Here is a 16115-nt window from a genome sequence, read left to right on the forward strand (position 1 = left end):
GCCACCGTGTCTGACCCGAACGTGAACGACGCCGTTGAGCCTCGCGGGGAGGCTGTCGAGTCCGTCGAGGACGAGCTCGGCACTGTCGAGGGCGCGGACAACGAGGACACCGAGACCTCCGCCGAGGTCGAGGCTGCCGACGCCGTCGCGGACGAGGACGAGACCGCCGGCGCCGAGGACGAGACCACCGAGGACGCCGACGAGGAGACCGAGGACGCGGAGGCCGGCGAGCCCGAGCCCGAGCTCGACCCGGTCGAGAAGCTCCGCCAGGAGCTGCGCCTCCTGCCCGGCGAGTGGTACGTCATCCACACCTACGCCGGTTACGAGAACCGCGTGAAGACCAACCTGGAGCAGCGCGCCGTCTCGCTGAACGTCGAGGACTACATCTTCCAGGCCGAGGTGCCGCAGGAAGAGGTCGTCCAGATCAAGAACGGCGACCGCAAGACGATCCGCCAGAACAAGCTCCCGGGTTACGTCCTGGTCCGCATGGACCTGACCAACGAGTCCTGGGGTGTCGTCCGCAACACCCCCGGCGTCACCGGCTTCGTGGGCAACGCCTACGACCCGTACCCGCTGACGCTGGACGAGATCGTCAAGATGCTCGCCCCCGAGGCCGAGGAGAAGGCCGCCCGCGAAGCCGCCGAGGCCGAGGGCAAGCCGGCTCCCCAGCGCAAGGTCGAGGTCCAGGTGCTGGACTTCGAGGTCGGCGACTCGGTCACCGTCACCGACGGCCCGTTCGCCACGCTCCAGGCCACGATCAACGAGATCAACGCCGACTCGAAGAAGGTCAAGGGCCTCGTCGAGATCTTCGGCCGCGAGACCCCGGTCGAGCTGAGCTTCGACCAGATCCAGAAGAACTAGCGGTTCTCTGGACGTACCACTTCCGGCCAGGTCAGGCGAACGCTCGCGCGTCGTCTGACCTGCTCGGTTTTTGGCCGCGCATCCATACCCGTTATCGTTGTGCGGTATGCCTGTCTCCGGGTCGCTCCGGATATGGGCAGGACCCGAATCGAAAGGACCCGGAGAGCTATGCCTCCCAAGAAGAAGAAGGTCACGGGGCTCATCAAGCTCCAGATCCAGGCCGGTGCCGCGAACCCGGCTCCGCCGGTCGGCCCCGCGCTGGGTCAGCACGGCGTCAACATCATGGAGTTCTGCAAGGCCTACAACGCCGCGACCGAGTCGCAGCGTGGCTGGGTCATCCCGGTGGAGATCACGGTCTACGAGGACCGCTCCTTCACCTTCATCACCAAGACGCCGCCGGCCGCCAAGATGATCCTCAAGGCCGCGGGCGTGGAGAAGGGCTCCGGCGAGCCGCACAAGACCAAGGTCGCGAAGATCACGCGTGACCAGGTCCGTGAGATCGCCACCACCAAGATGCCCGACCTCAACGCCAACGACCTGGACGCCGCCGAGAAGATCATCGCCGGCACCGCGCGTTCCATGGGCGTCACGGTCGAGGGCTGACCTCCACCCCCGTAAGCAAGCAGAAGTGGCAGGGCCTGCTCGGCCCGGACCACGACTCCTAAGAAGCCAACAGGAGCAGTAGTGAGCAAGCGCAGCAAGTCTCTCCGCGCTGCGGACGCCAAGATCGACCGGGACAAGCTCTACGCCCCGCTCGAGGCCGTCCGTCTCGCCAAGGAGACCTCCACGACCAAGTTCGACGGCACCGTCGAGGTCGCCTTCCGCCTGGGTGTCGACCCGCGCAAGGCCGACCAGATGGTCCGTGGCACCGTGAACCTCCCGCACGGCACCGGTAAGACCGCCCGGGTCCTGGTCTTCGCGACCGGCGACCGTGCCGAGGCCGCGCGTGCCGCGGGCGCCGACATCGTCGGCGCCGACGAACTGATCGACGAGGTGTCGAAGGGCCGTCTGGACTTCGACGCCGTCGTCGCCACCCCGGACCTCATGGGCAAGGTCGGCCGCCTCGGCCGCGTGCTCGGTCCCCGTGGTCTCATGCCGAACCCCAAGACCGGCACCGTGACCCCGGACGTCGCCAAGGCTGTCAACGACATCAAGGGCGGCAAGATCGAGTTCCGCGTCGACAAGCACTCGAACCTGCACTTCATCATCGGCAAGACGTCGTTCGACGACACCAAGCTGGTGGAGAACTACGGCGCGGCGCTGGAGGAGATCCTCCGTCTGAAGCCGTCCGCCGCCAAGGGCCGCTACATCAAGAAGGCCGCCATCAGCACCACGATGGGCCCCGGCATTCCGGTCGACTCGAACCGCACCCGCAACCTCCTCGTCGAGGAGGACCCGGCGGCGGTCTGAGCCACGGCTCGCCCAACCGGTTCACGGGCCCCGCACCCTTCGAGGTGCGGGGCCCGTTCCCTTTTCCCGGACGTGAGCCGCGGGCCTGGGTTAGCGTGCGGGCAGGCGAGCGCGTGGGGGTGGGCGGCATGAGGGGCAGGGCGGGGGGCCGTACGGCCCTCTCGATCGCGGTGGCGGCCGCGCTGACGTGCCTGACCGCCTGCACCACCGCAGGGACCGCAGAGCCCGCGGAGGCCACCGGCCCGTCGGCGCGGGCCCTGAAGGCCGTGGAGCGCGCCACCGGCCGGGCCGGCTCGGCCAGGGTCGAGTCCACCACCGTCATGGGCGGCGAGCTGTCCCTGACCGCCGCAGGCGCCCTCGGCTGGGAGGACGGCCTCACCGGCACCCTCACGATCACGTACACGGGCGGTACGACCGCCGAGACCATGCGCCGGCTCGGCACCACCTCCATGGAGGCCCGGTACCTGCCCGACGCCTACTACGCGAGGATGGGCGACGCCTTCGCCGACCGGGTGGGCGGCAGGCACTGGATCAAGTACGTCTACGACGACCTGGAGGACCTCGGCGGCGAGGCGGGTGCCGGGTTCGCCGACGGGATGCGCGACACGACGCCCGACCGGGCGGTGGAGCTGCTGCTCGGCTCCGAGGACGTGCGCAGGGTCGGCGAGGAGACGACGCGCGGCCGGCGTACCACGCACTGGACCGGCACGGTGGGCGGTGCCGACGAGCGGACGGTGGACATCTGGGTCGACGGACGGGACCTGCTGGTGAAGAAGACCGAGCGGGGACGGACAGCGACGGGGGAGCTCTCCCAGACCGCGTACTACAGCGACTACGGGGTCGAGGTCACCGCCGAGCGGCCTCCGGCCGGGGACACCGCGGACTTCAAGGAACTGCTGAAGGATCCGGGCGACGGCTCCTGAGGCCAGGCCCGCCATTCACGAGATCGGCCGGGTCAACGGCGGCGCCGGGGCCGCCGAGTGAACGAGCCGGGCGGGCTCTCCCCGCCGACAGGAACCCGGCGGCCGAGTCGCCGTACGGGCGGATTTGCTTGACACTGCCCCGTTCACGTACGCTCCTACAGAAGCCAAAGACCGCTGGTCGTTGCCGTGTGCTCGTGAGAGGACACGGTGGCCGAAGGATCCGCTGAACTGCGGACGACCCGCGTAGGTGACAGTGGATGAGCTCCCGGAATCCGCGCCCCGAGCGCGTATGACCGGTCGAGCCACGCCCCGTGCGCCTGCGCCGGGGCGTTTCGTTTTCCCCAGACCTCCTTCGGGTCCGCGCGGTCCGAATCACCCGGAAGGAGGCCGAGGCTCTATGGCGAGGCCCGACAAGGCTGCCGCGGTTGCCGAGCTGACGGACAAGTTCCGCAGCTCCAACGCCGCCGTGCTGACCGAGTACCGCGGTCTCACCGTGGCGCAGCTCAAGACGCTGCGCCGGTCGCTCGGTGAGAACGCCCAGTACGCCGTGGTGAAGAACACGCTGACCAAGATTGCGGCCAACGAGGCCGGGATCACGACGCTGGACGACCAGTTCAATGGTCCGACGGCTGTCGCCTTCATCACCGGTGACCCGGTGGAGTCGGCGAAGGGTCTGCGCGACTTCGCCAAGGACAACCCGAATCTCGTCATCAAGGGCGGTGTCCTCGAGGGCAAGCCGCTCTCGGCCGACGAGATCAAGAAGCTTGCGGACCTCGAGTCCCGCGAGGTTCTGCTCTCCAAGCTGGCGGGTGCCTTCAAGGGCAAGCAGTCCCAGACTGCTCAGCTCTTCCAGGCGCTTCCCTCGAAGCTCGTCCGCACCGTGGACGCGCTCCGTGCCAAGCAGGACGAGCAGGGCGGTGCCGAGTAATTCGGCTCGCTACCCGGCCCTCGCCGCCTGAGGCGAGGACCGACGCGGGCCCGACGTACGCCCGCCTCACCCCGTACATCCGGCACCTGCCGATTTAGTGGAAGGACCGCCATCATGGCGAAGCTCAGCCAGGAAGACCTGCTCGCGCAGTTCGAGGAGATGACCCTCATCGAGCTCTCCGAGTTCGTGAAGGCCTTCGAGGAGAAGTTCGACGTCACCGCCGCCGCCGCCGTGGCCGTCGCGGGCCCCGCCGCCCCGGGCGCCCCGGTCGAGGCCGCTGAGGAGAAGGACGAGTTCGACGTCATCCTCACCGGCGCCGGCGACAAGAAGATCCAGGTCATCAAGGTCGTGCGTGAGCTGACCTCCCTGGGTCTGAAGGAGGCCAAGGACCTCGTCGACGGCACCCCGAAGCCGGTCCTCGAGAAGGTCAACAAGGAGACCGCCGACAAGGCCGCCGAGTCCCTCAAGGGCGCCGGCGCGTCGGTCGAGGTCAAGTAAGACCTCACGGGTCCCTCAGGGCCTGTAACGCGTAAGCACCGAAGAGCGATCATCCATCCGGGTGGTCGCTCTTCGGCGTACCGGGGGTCCGGCGGCGGCTGCCTTGCACGACCGACGGCGCGGAGTATGGTGATCTTCGTCGTGCCGTTCGAGGGACCCTGAGAGTCCCCTGGCGGCAGCCGGTTTGGCCAAGGGGGGCCTTGACGAACCGCACGCAGCACGCAATTCTCAGGACGCGTCGCCACAAGGATCCGAATCCGAGGCATGGATCCACGGCGAACAGGGCAGTATCACCGTGCGTTGAGGGCGAGGCCTTGCCGCGGAGGGTGAGTACAACGAGGAGCGGACACGGTTCGGGAAACCTGCACTGGACATCAGTGTGCCAAGTGGCTACACTGACCCTTTGCGCTGCCTGTTAGCTGCCCCCTGCCCGTCACCAGGGGCTGCCCTCGCCCGAGCACTGACGACCAGAGCACGTCTGACCTGGCTCTTCAGCCACATCAGACACCCCCTGTCTCCGTGCACGGAAGAGGGGCCGGTACGCGCGTAGTGAGTCCGAGCCCTCGGAAGGACCCCCTCTTGGCCGCCTCGCGCAATGCCTCGACCGCGAATACGAACAACGCTGCCAGCACCGCCCCGCTGCGCATCTCCTTTGCAAAGATCAAGGAGCCCCTCGAGGTTCCGAACCTTCTCGCGCTGCAAACCGAGAGCTTCGACTGGCTGCTCGGCAACGACGCGTGGAAGGCTCGCGTCGAGTCGGCTCTGGAGTCCGGTCAGGACGTCCCCACCAAGTCCGGGCTGGAGGAGATCTTCGAGGAGATCTCGCCGATCGAGGACTTCTCCGGGTCGATGTCGCTGACGTTCCGCGACCACCGCTTCGAGCCTCCGAAGAACAGCATCGACGAGTGCAAGGAGCGCGACTTCACGTACGCCGCCCCGCTCTTCGTCACCGCCGAGTTCACCAACAACGAGACCGGCGAGATCAAGTCCCAGACGGTCTTCATGGGCGACTTCCCGCTCATGACGAACAAGGGCACCTTCGTCATCAACGGCACCGAGCGTGTCGTGGTGTCGCAGCTCGTCCGCTCGCCGGGTGTCTACTTCGACTCCTCCATCGACAAGACGTCCGACAAGGACATCTTCTCCGCCAAGATCATCCCGTCCCGGGGTGCCTGGCTGGAGATGGAGATCGACAAGCGCGACATGGTCGGTGTGCGCATCGACCGCAAGCGCAAGCAGTCCGTGACCGTCCTCCTCAAGGCCCTCGGCTGGACCACCGAGCAGATCCTCGAGGAGTTCGGCGAGTACGAGTCCATGCGCGCCACCCTGGAGAAGGACCACACCCAGGGCCAGGACGACGCGCTGCTCGACATCTACCGCAAGCTGCGTCCGGGCGAGCCCCCCACGCGTGAGGCCGCGCAGACGCTGCTCGAGAACCTCTACTTCAACCCGAAGCGCTACGACCTGGCCAAGGTCGGCCGCTACAAGGTCAACAAGAAGCTCGGCGCGGACGAGCCGCTGGACGCCGGCGTGCTCACCACCGACGACATCATCGCCACCATCAAGTACCTGGTGAAGCTGCACGCCGGTGAGACGGAGACGGTCGGCGAGTCCGGCCGGTCGATCATCGTCGAGACCGACGACATCGACCACTTCGGCAACCGCCGTATCCGCAACGTCGGCGAGCTGATCCAGAACCAGGTCCGTACGGGTCTCGCCCGTATGGAGCGCGTCGTGCGCGAGCGCATGACGACCCAGGACGTCGAGGCGATCACGCCGCAGACCCTGATCAACATCCGGCCGGTCGTCGCCTCCATCAAGGAGTTCTTCGGCACCAGCCAGCTCTCCCAGTTCATGGACCAGAACAACCCGCTGTCGGGGCTGACGCACAAGCGTCGTCTGAACGCCCTCGGCCCGGGTGGTCTCTCCCGTGAGCGGGCCGGCTTCGAGGTCCGCGACGTGCACCCGTCGCACTACGGCCGCATGTGCCCGATCGAGACGCCCGAAGGCCCGAACATCGGTCTGATCGGCTCGCTCGCCTCGTACGGCCGCATCAACCCGTTCGGTTTCATCGAGACGCCGTACCGCAAGGTCGTCGACGGCCAGGTCACCGACGAGGTGGACTACCTGACCGCCGACGAGGAGGACCGCTTCGTCATCGCGCAGGCCAACGCGCCGCTGACCGACGAGTTCCGCTTCGCCGAGAACCGCGTGCTGGTCCGCCGCCGTGGCGGCGAGGTCGACTACGTCCCCGGTGACGACGTGGACTACATGGACGTCTCGCCGCGCCAGATGGTGTCGGTCGCGACGGCCATGATCCCGTTCCTCGAGCACGACGACGCCAACCGCGCCCTCATGGGCGCGAACATGATGCGCCAGGCCGTTCCGCTCATCAAGAGCGAGGCCCCGCTGGTCGGCACCGGCATGGAGTACCGCTCCGCCGTCGACGCCGGCGACGTCGTCAAGGCCGAGAAGGCGGGTGTGGTCCAGGAGGTCTCCGCGGACTACATCACCACCACCAACGACGACGGCACGTACATCACGTACCGCCTGGCCAAGTTCGCCCGCTCCAACCAGGGCACCTCGGTCAACCAGAAGGTCATCGTCAACGAGGGCGACCGCGTCATCGAGGGCCAGGTCCTCGCCGACGGTCCGGCCACCGAGAACGGCGAGATGGCGCTCGGCAAGAACCTGCTGGTCGCCTTCATGCCGTGGGAGGGTCACAACTACGAGGACGCGATCATCCTGTCGCAGCGCCTCGTGCAGGACGACGTCCTCTCCTCGATCCACATCGAGGAGCACGAGGTCGACGCCCGTGACACCAAGCTCGGCCCCGAGGAGATCACCCGGGACATCCCGAACGTCTCCGAGGAGGTCCTCGCCGACCTCGACGAGCGCGGCATCATCCGCATCGGTGCCGAGGTCATCGCCGGTGACATCCTCGTCGGCAAGGTCACGCCCAAGGGTGAGACCGAGCTGACGCCCGAGGAGCGCCTGCTGCGCGCGATCTTCGGTGAGAAGGCCCGTGAGGTCCGTGACACCTCGCTGAAGGTGCCGCACGGCGAGACCGGCAAGGTCATCGGCGTGCGCGTCTTCGACCGCGAGGAGGGTGACGAGCTTCCCCCCGGTGTGAACCAGCTCGTGCGCGTCTACGTCGCGCAGAAGCGCAAGATCACCGACGGTGACAAGCTCGCCGGCCGCCACGGCAACAAGGGCGTCATCTCCAAGATCCTGCCGATCGAGGACATGCCGTTCCTGGAGGACGGCACCCCGGTCGACATCATCCTCAACCCGCTGGGCGTCCCGTCCCGAATGAACCCGGGACAGGTCCTGGAGATCCACCTCGGCTGGCTCGCCAGCCGCGGCTGGGACGTCTCCGGCCTCGCGGACGAGTGGGCGCAGCGCCTGCAGGTCATCGGCGCCGACAACGTCCAGCCCGGCACCAACGTCGCCACCCCGGTGTTCGACGGTGCCCGCGAGGACGAACTGGCGGGTCTGCTCCAGCACACCATCCCGAACCGCGACGGCGAGCGCATGGTGCTCCCGTCCGGCAAGGCGCGGCTGTTCGACGGCCGCAGCGGTGAGCCGTTCCCGGACCCGATCTCGGTCGGCTACATGTACATCCTCAAGCTGCACCACCTGGTCGACGACAAGCTTCACGCCCGTTCGACCGGCCCGTACTCGATGATCACCCAGCAGCCGCTGGGTGGTAAGGCCCAGTTCGGTGGCCAGCGCTTCGGTGAGATGGAGGTGTGGGCGCTGGAGGCTTACGGCGCCGCGTACGCCCTCCAGGAGCTGCTGACCATCAAGTCCGACGACGTCACCGGCCGCGTGAAGGTCTACGAGGCCATCGTCAAGGGCGAGAACATCCCCGAGCCCGGCATCCCCGAGTCCTTCAAGGTGCTCATCAAGGAGATGCAGTCTCTCTGCCTGAACGTGGAGGTGCTGTCCAGCGACGGTATGTCCATCGAAATGCGTGACACCGACGAGGACGTCTTCCGCGCGGCGGAGGAGCTCGGCATCGACCTGTCCCGGCGCGAGCCGAGCAGCGTCGAAGAGGTCTGACGGGAGTCCGGCGGGCCTTGAGCGATCAAGGCCCGCCGGCCCCAGGACCCCCGTTTCAGACCCCAAGACTTACAACCCTGAGAGGGATTGACGCATAGTGCTCGACGTCAACTTCTTCGACGAGCTCCGGATCGGTCTGGCCACCGCTGACGACATCCGTCAGTGGAGCCACGGCGAGGTCAAGAAGCCCGAGACCATCAACTACCGCACCCTGAAGCCCGAAAAGGACGGACTCTTCTGCGAGAAGATCTTCGGTCCGACCCGGGACTGGGAGTGCTACTGCGGCAAGTACAAGCGCGTCCGCTTCAAGGGCATCATCTGCGAGCGCTGTGGCGTCGAGGTCACGCGCGCCAAGGTGCGCCGTGAGCGGATGGGCCACATCGAGCTGGCCGCCCCCGTCACCCACATCTGGTACTTCAAGGGCGTTCCGTCGCGTCTGGGCTACCTGCTCGACCTCGCCCCGAAGGACCTGGAGAAGGTCATCTACTTCGCGGCGTACATGATCACGTACGTCGACGAGGAGCGCCGCACCCGCGACCTGCCCTCGCTGGAGGCCCACGTCTCCGTCGAGCGCCAGCAGATCGAGCAGCGCCGCGACGCGGACCTCGAGGCCCGCGCCAAGAAGCTCGAGACGGACCTCGCCGAGCTGGAGGCCGAGGGCGCCAAGGCCGACGTGCGCCGCAAGGTGCGCGAGGGCGCCGAGCGCGAGATGAAGCAGCTTCGTGACCGCGCGCAGCGCGAGATCGACCGCCTCGACGAGGTGTGGAACCGCTTCAAGAACCTCAAGGTCCAGGACCTCGAGGGCGACGAGCTGCTCTACCGCGAGCTGCGTGACCGCTTCGGCACCTACTTCGACGGCTCGATGGGCGCCGCCGCGCTGCAGAAGCGCCTGGAGTCCTTCGACCTCGACGAGGAGGCCGAGAAGCTCCGCGAGATCATCCGTACCGGCAAGGGCCAGAAGAAGACCCGTGCGCTCAAGCGCCTGAAGGTCGTCTCCGCGTTCCTGCAGACCAGCAACAGCCCCAAGGGCATGGTGCTGGACTGCGTGCCGGTCATCCCGCCGGACCTGCGTCCGATGGTGCAGCTCGACGGTGGCCGCTTCGCGACCTCCGACCTGAACGACCTGTACCGCCGTGTCATCAACCGCAACAACCGCCTGAAGCGGCTTCTCGACCTCGGCGCGCCCGAGATCATCGTGAACAACGAGAAGCGCATGCTCCAGGAGGCCGTCGACGCGCTCTTCGACAACGGCCGCCGCGGCCGCCCGGTGACGGGCCCCGGCAACCGTCCGCTGAAGTCGCTGTCCGACATGCTCAAGGGCAAGCAGGGCCGCTTCCGTCAGAACCTGCTCGGCAAGCGAGTCGACTACTCGGCGCGTTCCGTCATCGTCGTCGGCCCGCAGCTCAAGCTGCACCAGTGCGGTCTGCCCAAGGCCATGGCGCTGGAGCTCTTCAAGCCGTTCGTGATGAAGCGCCTGGTCGACCTGAACCACGCGCAGAACATCAAGAGCGCCAAGCGCATGGTCGAGCGCGGCCGCACGGTCGTGTACGACGTGCTGGAAGAGGTCATCGCGGAGCACCCGGTCCTGCTGAACCGTGCGCCCACGCTGCACCGCCTCGGCATCCAGGCCTTCGAGCCGCAGCTCGTCGAGGGCAAGGCCATCCAGATCCACCCGCTCGTCTGCACCGCGTTCAACGCGGACTTCGACGGTGACCAGATGGCCGTGCACCTGCCGCTGTCCGCGGAGGCGCAGGCCGAGGCCCGCATCCTGATGCTGTCCTCGAACAACATCCTCAAGCCGGCCGACGGCCGTCCGGTGACGATGCCGACCCAGGACATGGTCCTCGGTCTGTTCTTCCTCACCACCGACGGCGAGGGCCGCGAGCTCAAGGGCGAGGGCCGTGCCTTCGGTTCCGCCGCCGAGGCGATCATGGCGTTCGACGCGGGCGAGCTGTCGCTCCAGTCGAAGGTCGACATCCGCTTCCCGGTGGGCACCATCCCGCCCCGCGGCTGGGAGCCCCCGGCCCGCGAGGAGGGTGAGCCGGAGTGGCAGCAGGGTGACACCTTCACCCTGAAGACCACGCTGGGCCGCGCGCTCTTCAACGAGCTGCTGCCCGAGGACTACCCGTTCGTCGACTACGAGGTCGGCAAGAAGCAGCTCTCCGAGATCGTCAACGACCTCGCCGAGCGCTACCCGAAGGTCATCGTGGCGGCGACGCTCGACAACCTGAAGGCGGCCGGCTTCTACTGGGCCACCCGTTCCGGCGTCACCGTCGCCATCTCCGACGTCGTCGTTCCCGAGGCGAAGAAGGAGATCGTCCGCGGTTACGAGGCGCAGGACGAGAAGGTCCAGAAGCAGTACGAGCGTGGTCTGATCACCAAGGACGAGCGCACGCAGGAGCTCATCGCGATCTGGACCAAGGCGACCAACGAGGTCGCCGAGGCGATGAACGACAACTTCCCGAAGACCAACCCGATCTTCATGATGGTGAACTCGGGTGCACGAGGCAACATGATGCAGATGCGTCAGATCGCCGGTATGCGTGGTCTGGTGTCGAACGCGAAGAACGAGACGATCCCGCGTCCGATCAAGGCGTCGTTCCGTGAGGGTCTGTCCGTGCTGGAGTACTTCATCTCCACGCACGGTGCCCGTAAGGGTCTGGCGGACACCGCTCTGCGTACCGCCGACTCGGGTTACCTCACGCGTCGTCTGGTCGACGTCTCCCAGGACGTCATCATCCGCGAGGAGGACTGCGGCACCGAGCGCGGTCTGAAGCTGCGGATCGCCGAGCGCGACGCCGACGGCGTGCTGCGCAAGGCGGACGACGTCGAGACCAGCGTGTACGCCCGCATGCTCGCCGAGGACGTCGTCATCGACGGCAAGGTGATCGCGCCGGCCAACGTCGACCTCGGTGACGTGCTCATCGAGCAGCTCGTGCGCCACGGTGTCGAGGAGGTCAAGACCCGCTCGATCCTGACCTGCGAGTCCCAGGTCGGCACCTGCGCCATGTGCTACGGCCGCTCGCTGGCCACCGGCAAGCTGGTCGACATCGGTGAGGCGGTCGGCATCATCGCCGCCCAGTCCATCGGTGAGCCCGGTACCCAGCTCACGATGCGTACCTTCCACACCGGTGGTGTGGCCGGTGACGACATCACGCAGGGTCTGCCGCGTGTCGTCGAGCTCTTCGAGGCCCGTACCCCGAAGGGTGTCGCCCCGATCTCCGAGGCCTCCGGCCGCGTGCGGATCGAGGAGACCGAGAAGACCAAGAAGATCGTCGTCACCCCGGACGACGGCAGCGACGAGACGGCCTACCCGATCTCGAAGCGTGCCCGTCTGCTGGTCGGCGAGGGCGACCACGTCGAGGTGGGCCAGAAGCTCACCGTGGGTGCCACCAACCCGCACGACGTGCTGCGCATCCTGGGTCAGCGTGCCGTCCAGGTCCACCTGGTCGGCGAGGTCCAGAAGGTTTACAACTCGCAGGGCGTGTCGATCCACGACAAGCACATCGAGATCATCATCCGGCAGATGCTCCGCCGTGTGACGATCATCGAGTCCGGCGACGCCGAGCTGCTGCCCGGCGAGCTGGTCGAGCGGTCGAAGTTCGAGACCGAGAACCGGCGTGTGGTCCAGGAGGGCGGTCACCCGGCCTCCGGTCGTCCGCAGCTCATGGGCATCACCAAGGCCTCGCTGGCGACGGAATCCTGGCTGTCGGCCGCCTCCTTCCAGGAGACGACCCGAGTCCTGACGGACGCGGCGATCAACGCCAAGTCCGACAGCCTCATCGGCCTCAAGGAGAACGTCATCATCGGTAAGCTCATCCCGGCCGGTACGGGTCTGTCCCGCTACCGCAACATCCGGGTCGAGCCGACCGAGGAGGCCAAGGCCGCGATGTACTCGGCCGTCGGCTACGACGACATCGACTACTCGCCGTTCGGCACGGGCTCCGGCCAGGCCGTTCCGCTGGAGGACTACGACTACGGTCCGTACAACCAGTAGGCGAGAGATCGTCTGAGCGCCGAAGGGCGGTCACCCGGTGGGGTGGCCGCCCTTCGGCGTGTGCGGGCCCTTCAGCGTGCCCGGTGCAGGTAGGGCTCCAGGGCCCGGATGCGGGTGTAGTTGTCGGGGTGCGAGGAGAGCAGCTTGGCCAGCCCGGAGGGCTGCTTGAGCCGCTTTCCCCGGGCCGCGGCGTAGGCCTTCCCGGCGTCCTCCTCGGCCTGGAAGTGATACAGGACCTCGGTGAGCTGCGGGGCGAATCCGAGGGCTGCCGCCGCCTGGTCGGCGCGCAGCTCGCCCTGCCGGCCGGCGTAGGCGAGCAGATACGGCGCCGCCGTGAGGGGGACGGTGATGTACCAGGCCTCGAGGAAGCCGACCACGAGGAGGATCCCCAGGAAGAGGTAGAGGATCGCGGCCGCGGCCGACGAGAACACGCGCGTGACGGTGAGTGCCGCCTTGGCGAAGCCGCGGGCGACGGCCCAGGCGATCCGGCCGGGCAGTGAATACCAGTACCCGAGCAGGCCGGCCCAGGCGTGGCCGCCGGTGTGGTGGCCCAGCTCGTGGGCGAGCACGGCGGCCAGGTTGCTGCTCGGGATCCGGTTGAGGGCGTAGGTGGTGACGCCGACGACGTGGCCGGCGGCCGCACTGGCGTTCAGGTCGGTGCTGTTCTCGATCATCAGCTCGTAGGTGTCGCCCTCGATGCCCGCACGGGCGGTGACCTCGCGCCAGATCGGTTCCAGTCGGGCCCGTTCCTCGGCGAGCGGGGCACGCAGTTTGAGCACCCGGCGGGCGAAGAGTAGTTCCGTGGGGCGGTGGAAGACGAGCGCGCCGGACGCCAGCCAGGCCAGCAGGAGCACCGGGCCGAGGACCGGCCCGAACATGATGAGGGAGAACACGGCAACCACGGCGAGACTGACCAGGAACCCCGGGATCTGCGTCGCGAGCTGCCCGACGGCGGTCGCGTCGGCTCCCCGCTGATGTTCGGCCACATGGACGCGGGATCCCTGGTGACGGTAGTCGAGGTCGTCGGGAGCGGTCGCCGGGTGCGGCATGAACGGAACGGGACCGGGCGGGACGGGCGCACCGGGTGGTGGGTGGGGGAGTCCGCCCGCGGGGTACTGCGGGACGGGTTGGGGCGGGAGTGCCTGATACGGGTGTCCGTACGGGGTCGAGGCGTTGGCCGGGGGTCCCTGGTACGGGTGTCCGTACGGGCCCGCGGGGTGGGGCGGGGCGAACTGGTGAGGCTGAGGGAGTGCTGCGGAGGGATACGGCGCTGGGGGCGTTGCTGTCGCGGGGCCGGGATGGGGCTGGGTGGTCTGATACGGGTGGCCGAGCGCCGTCACGGGGTAGGGCGGGGGCGGTGCCGGTGTGCCCGGGTACTGGGGCGGGGGCGTGTGCGCGGCCGGATCGGGACCCCCGGGATGAGCGGGTGGCTGGGGCTGCGGGTACTGCGGGGAGGAAGGCCCTGGATACGGCGGACCCGGCGGGTGGGACATGACGGAACTCCTTGCTGTGCGGTGACGTCAACCGGTGAGCAACGCGGCGGGCAGCAGTGCGGTGCCGCCGCAGAACGCGACCAGGCCCGTGCGGATCCACTGGTGCTTGCGCGCCGCGATGCGGCTGGTCTCGGTGAGGGCCGCCATGAGCGCGGCGGCCGGATCGTGGTCGGTGGCGGCGAGCGCTTCGGCCAGCCGGCCCACGCGTACCGCCTGCTGGATGTCGCCGAAGTAGCACAGCGGCCGGCCGGGGGCCCAGGAGCCGCCCGCGAACCGGGGTAGCACGGCGAGCAGCAGCGCGAACAGCGAGAACGCCAGTGCCGCGGTGCCGGACCACCACAGGGCGGCCCCCGCGTCGGACAGCGCCCGCGGTGTCCAGTCCCGCCCGGCCAGCAGACCGCTGAACACGCCGGCCGTCATACCGAGCGACGCCACCAGCACGGCCGCCTTGCTGTCGGCCCGGGCGATCTCGGCCCGAAGCTCGCCCAGCAGCCGCTCGGCGACCGGTGCGGTGAAGGCACCGCCGGACGCGGGCGGCGGCGCGGCGGGCGGGAGGACACCCGGGGCCGTCACGCCGGCCCTCCACCGGGACCGGCCTGCGGTTGGGTGGCGGGCGGGGTGGGGACTGAAGGGGCCGGGCCCGCCACGGCCCGGGACGGTACGGGCGGCAGGTCGGTGGACTGCGGGCCGGCCGCGTGGCCGGGCGGGGCTGCCGGAGGTCGCGGGGTGTTCCGCGGGCCCGCGGTGTCTTCCGGCGCCGGGACCGCCGGCTCCCGCCGGGCCGTGCCGTGCGGGGGCTCGGGCGTGCCGTGCGGTGCCGTGCCGGGCTGGGGCTGCTGAGGTGCGTACGGAGCCGTGCCGGGCTGCTGGGAACCGTACGGCGGTGGGACTGGGTGCGGTTGCTGAGGGGCGTACGGGTTCTGACCGGGGTGCGGGAGCTGCGGCGGTACGTACGGCTGTGCGGCACCCGGGGGGAGGGCTCCCCGGTCGGTCGGGGCCTGCTGCCGGATGAGGTCGTCGACCGCGCGCAGCGTCGTGCGGGCCGACTCCGCGCGCTGGTAGTCCTCCAGGGTGTCCCCGGCGATCAGCTCCAGTTCGCTCCTGATCGCCGAGAGCTGCTCCTTCTGGAGCGAGCCGACGGCCAGCCGGGTGTCCTCGGGGTGCTGGGCGAGGTGCAGGGCCCAGGCGCCGGCCCCGCCGTGCTGGAGCCAGTACTGGTAGAAGTGGATCTTTTCGGCGACCAGCGCGTGCGACTGCTGCTGGCGCAGTGCCTCCAGTTCGTGATGCTGCCGCGCCTGCCGGAGCCGGAACTCGTGCTCGGGGTCGAGCATCTCCGCCTCGTAGCGCAGGTCGCGCAGCCGCCTGCGATGGGCGATCGCCTCGTCGTCGAGCCGCAGCCGGACGGTACACGTAACGGCGAGCCCGGCACCGGCTGCGAAGCCCCCCGTCTCCACGGCCCGCTGGACCGCCTGCTCCGCCGCCGGGCTGTCCTCGATGGGGAAGCGGCGGCTGACCGGCCGGGCGAACTGGTGCAGCTCGCGGGTCAGCCGCGTCGGCACGTCCCGTTCGCCGCTCGCCACGTAGACGACCGGGTCGGTGACCCGCCAAGTGAGGTCCGCCGTGGCTCCGAAGGAGAACGCGTCGTCGTCGCTGGGCAGGGACAGTTCGAGCTGGACGGGATGGCTCCCCATGTCCACCTCGTACACCGAGACGTAACGACGGGTCGCGGTCTCGGCGCGGCTCGGCCGGTGCGGCGGGAGGAAGGCGTCGTAGGTGCCCTTGGCGGTGGCGAAGACGAGGGCGTGGTCGATCGCGGACACCGACCGGCGGCCGGTGTGGTCGAAGCGGGAGATGGGCCGCACCGTCAGGACCGGGTCGATCAGCGTGCTGTGCCGGTGGGCGTCCTGCTGCCACTCCGGCTGACGGCGGAAGTCCGCCAT

The 16115-nt window shown here is 68.7% G+C and carries 11 protein-coding genes; 8 read left to right on the top strand and 3 right to left on the bottom strand.

Annotation, left to right across the window (positions count from 1 at the left end):
• Positions 1-6: 6 nt before the first annotated feature.
• From nusG to ACH499_RS21670, 8 genes are all read left to right on the top strand, one after another.
• Positions 7-861, top strand: a complete 855-nt coding sequence (gene nusG, locus ACH499_RS21635; RefSeq protein WP_356197710.1) for a transcription termination/antitermination protein NusG — start codon at positions 7-9, stop codon at positions 859-861.
• A 168-nt stretch (positions 862-1029) separates the two neighbouring features.
• Positions 1030-1464 carry a 50S ribosomal protein L11 gene (gene rplK / locus ACH499_RS21640; RefSeq protein ID WP_006130605.1) on the top strand — a complete coding sequence of 145 codons (435 nt, stop codon included), beginning with the start codon at positions 1030-1032 and terminating at the stop codon, positions 1462-1464.
• Between the two features lie 81 nt (positions 1465-1545).
• Complete coding sequence (gene rplA, locus ACH499_RS21645; protein ID WP_019329683.1) at positions 1546-2271, top strand: 50S ribosomal protein L1; 726 nt, start codon at positions 1546-1548, stop codon at positions 2269-2271.
• Between the two features lie 128 nt (positions 2272-2399).
• A complete protein-coding gene (locus ACH499_RS21650; RefSeq protein ID WP_399017642.1) occupies positions 2400-3194 on the top strand; it encodes a hypothetical protein in 795 nt (264 codons plus the stop codon).
• 397 nt (positions 3195-3591) lie between these two features.
• Positions 3592-4122: a 50S ribosomal protein L10 gene (rplJ, locus tag ACH499_RS21655; RefSeq protein ID WP_210874371.1), complete on the top strand. Its 531-nt coding sequence runs from the start codon at positions 3592-3594 to the stop codon at positions 4120-4122.
• Between the two features lie 114 nt (positions 4123-4236).
• Entirely contained in the window at positions 4237-4620 is a 384-nt protein-coding gene (rplL, locus tag ACH499_RS21660; RefSeq protein WP_356197717.1) for a 50S ribosomal protein L7/L12, read from the top strand.
• 579 nt (positions 4621-5199) lie between these two features.
• The gene (rpoB, locus tag ACH499_RS21665) at positions 5200-8685 is read left to right on the top strand and encodes a DNA-directed RNA polymerase subunit beta (protein ID WP_356197720.1); all 3486 of its coding nucleotides are present in this window, start codon (positions 5200-5202) and stop codon (positions 8683-8685) included.
• 97 nt (positions 8686-8782) lie between these two features.
• A complete protein-coding gene (locus ACH499_RS21670) occupies positions 8783-12682 on the top strand; it encodes a DNA-directed RNA polymerase subunit beta' (RefSeq protein WP_356197722.1) in 3900 nt (1299 codons plus the stop codon).
• A 71-nt stretch (positions 12683-12753) separates the two neighbouring features.
• On the opposite strand, the gene ACH499_RS21675 is transcribed toward ACH499_RS21670, so the two are convergent.
• From ACH499_RS21675 to ACH499_RS21685, 3 genes are all read right to left on the bottom strand, one after another.
• Positions 12754-13731 carry a M48 family metalloprotease gene (locus ACH499_RS21675; protein WP_399017646.1) on the bottom strand — a complete coding sequence of 326 codons (978 nt, stop codon included), beginning with the start codon at positions 13729-13731 and terminating at the stop codon, positions 12754-12756.
• A gap of 471 nt (positions 13732-14202) precedes the next feature.
• Positions 14203-14748, bottom strand: coding sequence for a Pycsar system effector family protein (locus ACH499_RS21680; RefSeq protein WP_399017648.1), 546 nt, complete (start codon positions 14746-14748; stop codon positions 14203-14205).
• Positions 14745-16115, bottom strand: coding sequence for a PE-PGRS family protein (locus tag ACH499_RS21685; protein WP_399017650.1), 1371 nt, complete (start codon positions 16113-16115; stop codon positions 14745-14747). The genes ACH499_RS21680 and ACH499_RS21685 overlap by 4 nt, the downstream gene beginning before the upstream one ends.

Origin of the sequence: Streptomyces sp. NPDC018947, assembly GCF_044390505.1 — a bacterium.
Classification (GTDB): domain Bacteria; phylum Actinomycetota; class Actinomycetes; order Streptomycetales; family Streptomycetaceae; genus Streptomyces.

Excerpts from the sequence above, each read along its gene's own strand:
- ACH499_RS21650 (WP_399017642.1), top strand. The coding sequence starts at position 2,400 with ATGAGGGGCAGGGCGGGGGGCCGTACGGCCCTCTCGATCGCGGTGGCG.
- rplK (WP_006130605.1), top strand. The coding sequence starts at position 1,030 with ATGCCTCCCAAGAAGAAGAAGGTCACGGGGCTCATCAAGCTCCAGATC.
- rplJ (WP_210874371.1), top strand. The coding sequence starts at position 3,592 with ATGGCGAGGCCCGACAAGGCTGCCGCGGTTGCCGAGCTGACGGACAAG.
- ACH499_RS21675 (WP_399017646.1), bottom strand. The coding sequence starts at position 13,731 with ATGCCGCACCCGGCGACCGCTCCCGACGACCTCGACTACCGTCACCAG.
- rplL (WP_356197717.1), top strand. The coding sequence starts at position 4,237 with ATGGCGAAGCTCAGCCAGGAAGACCTGCTCGCGCAGTTCGAGGAGATG.
- ACH499_RS21685 (WP_399017650.1), bottom strand. The coding sequence starts at position 16,115 with ATGGCGGACTTCCGCCGTCAGCCGGAGTGGCAGCAGGACGCCCACCGG.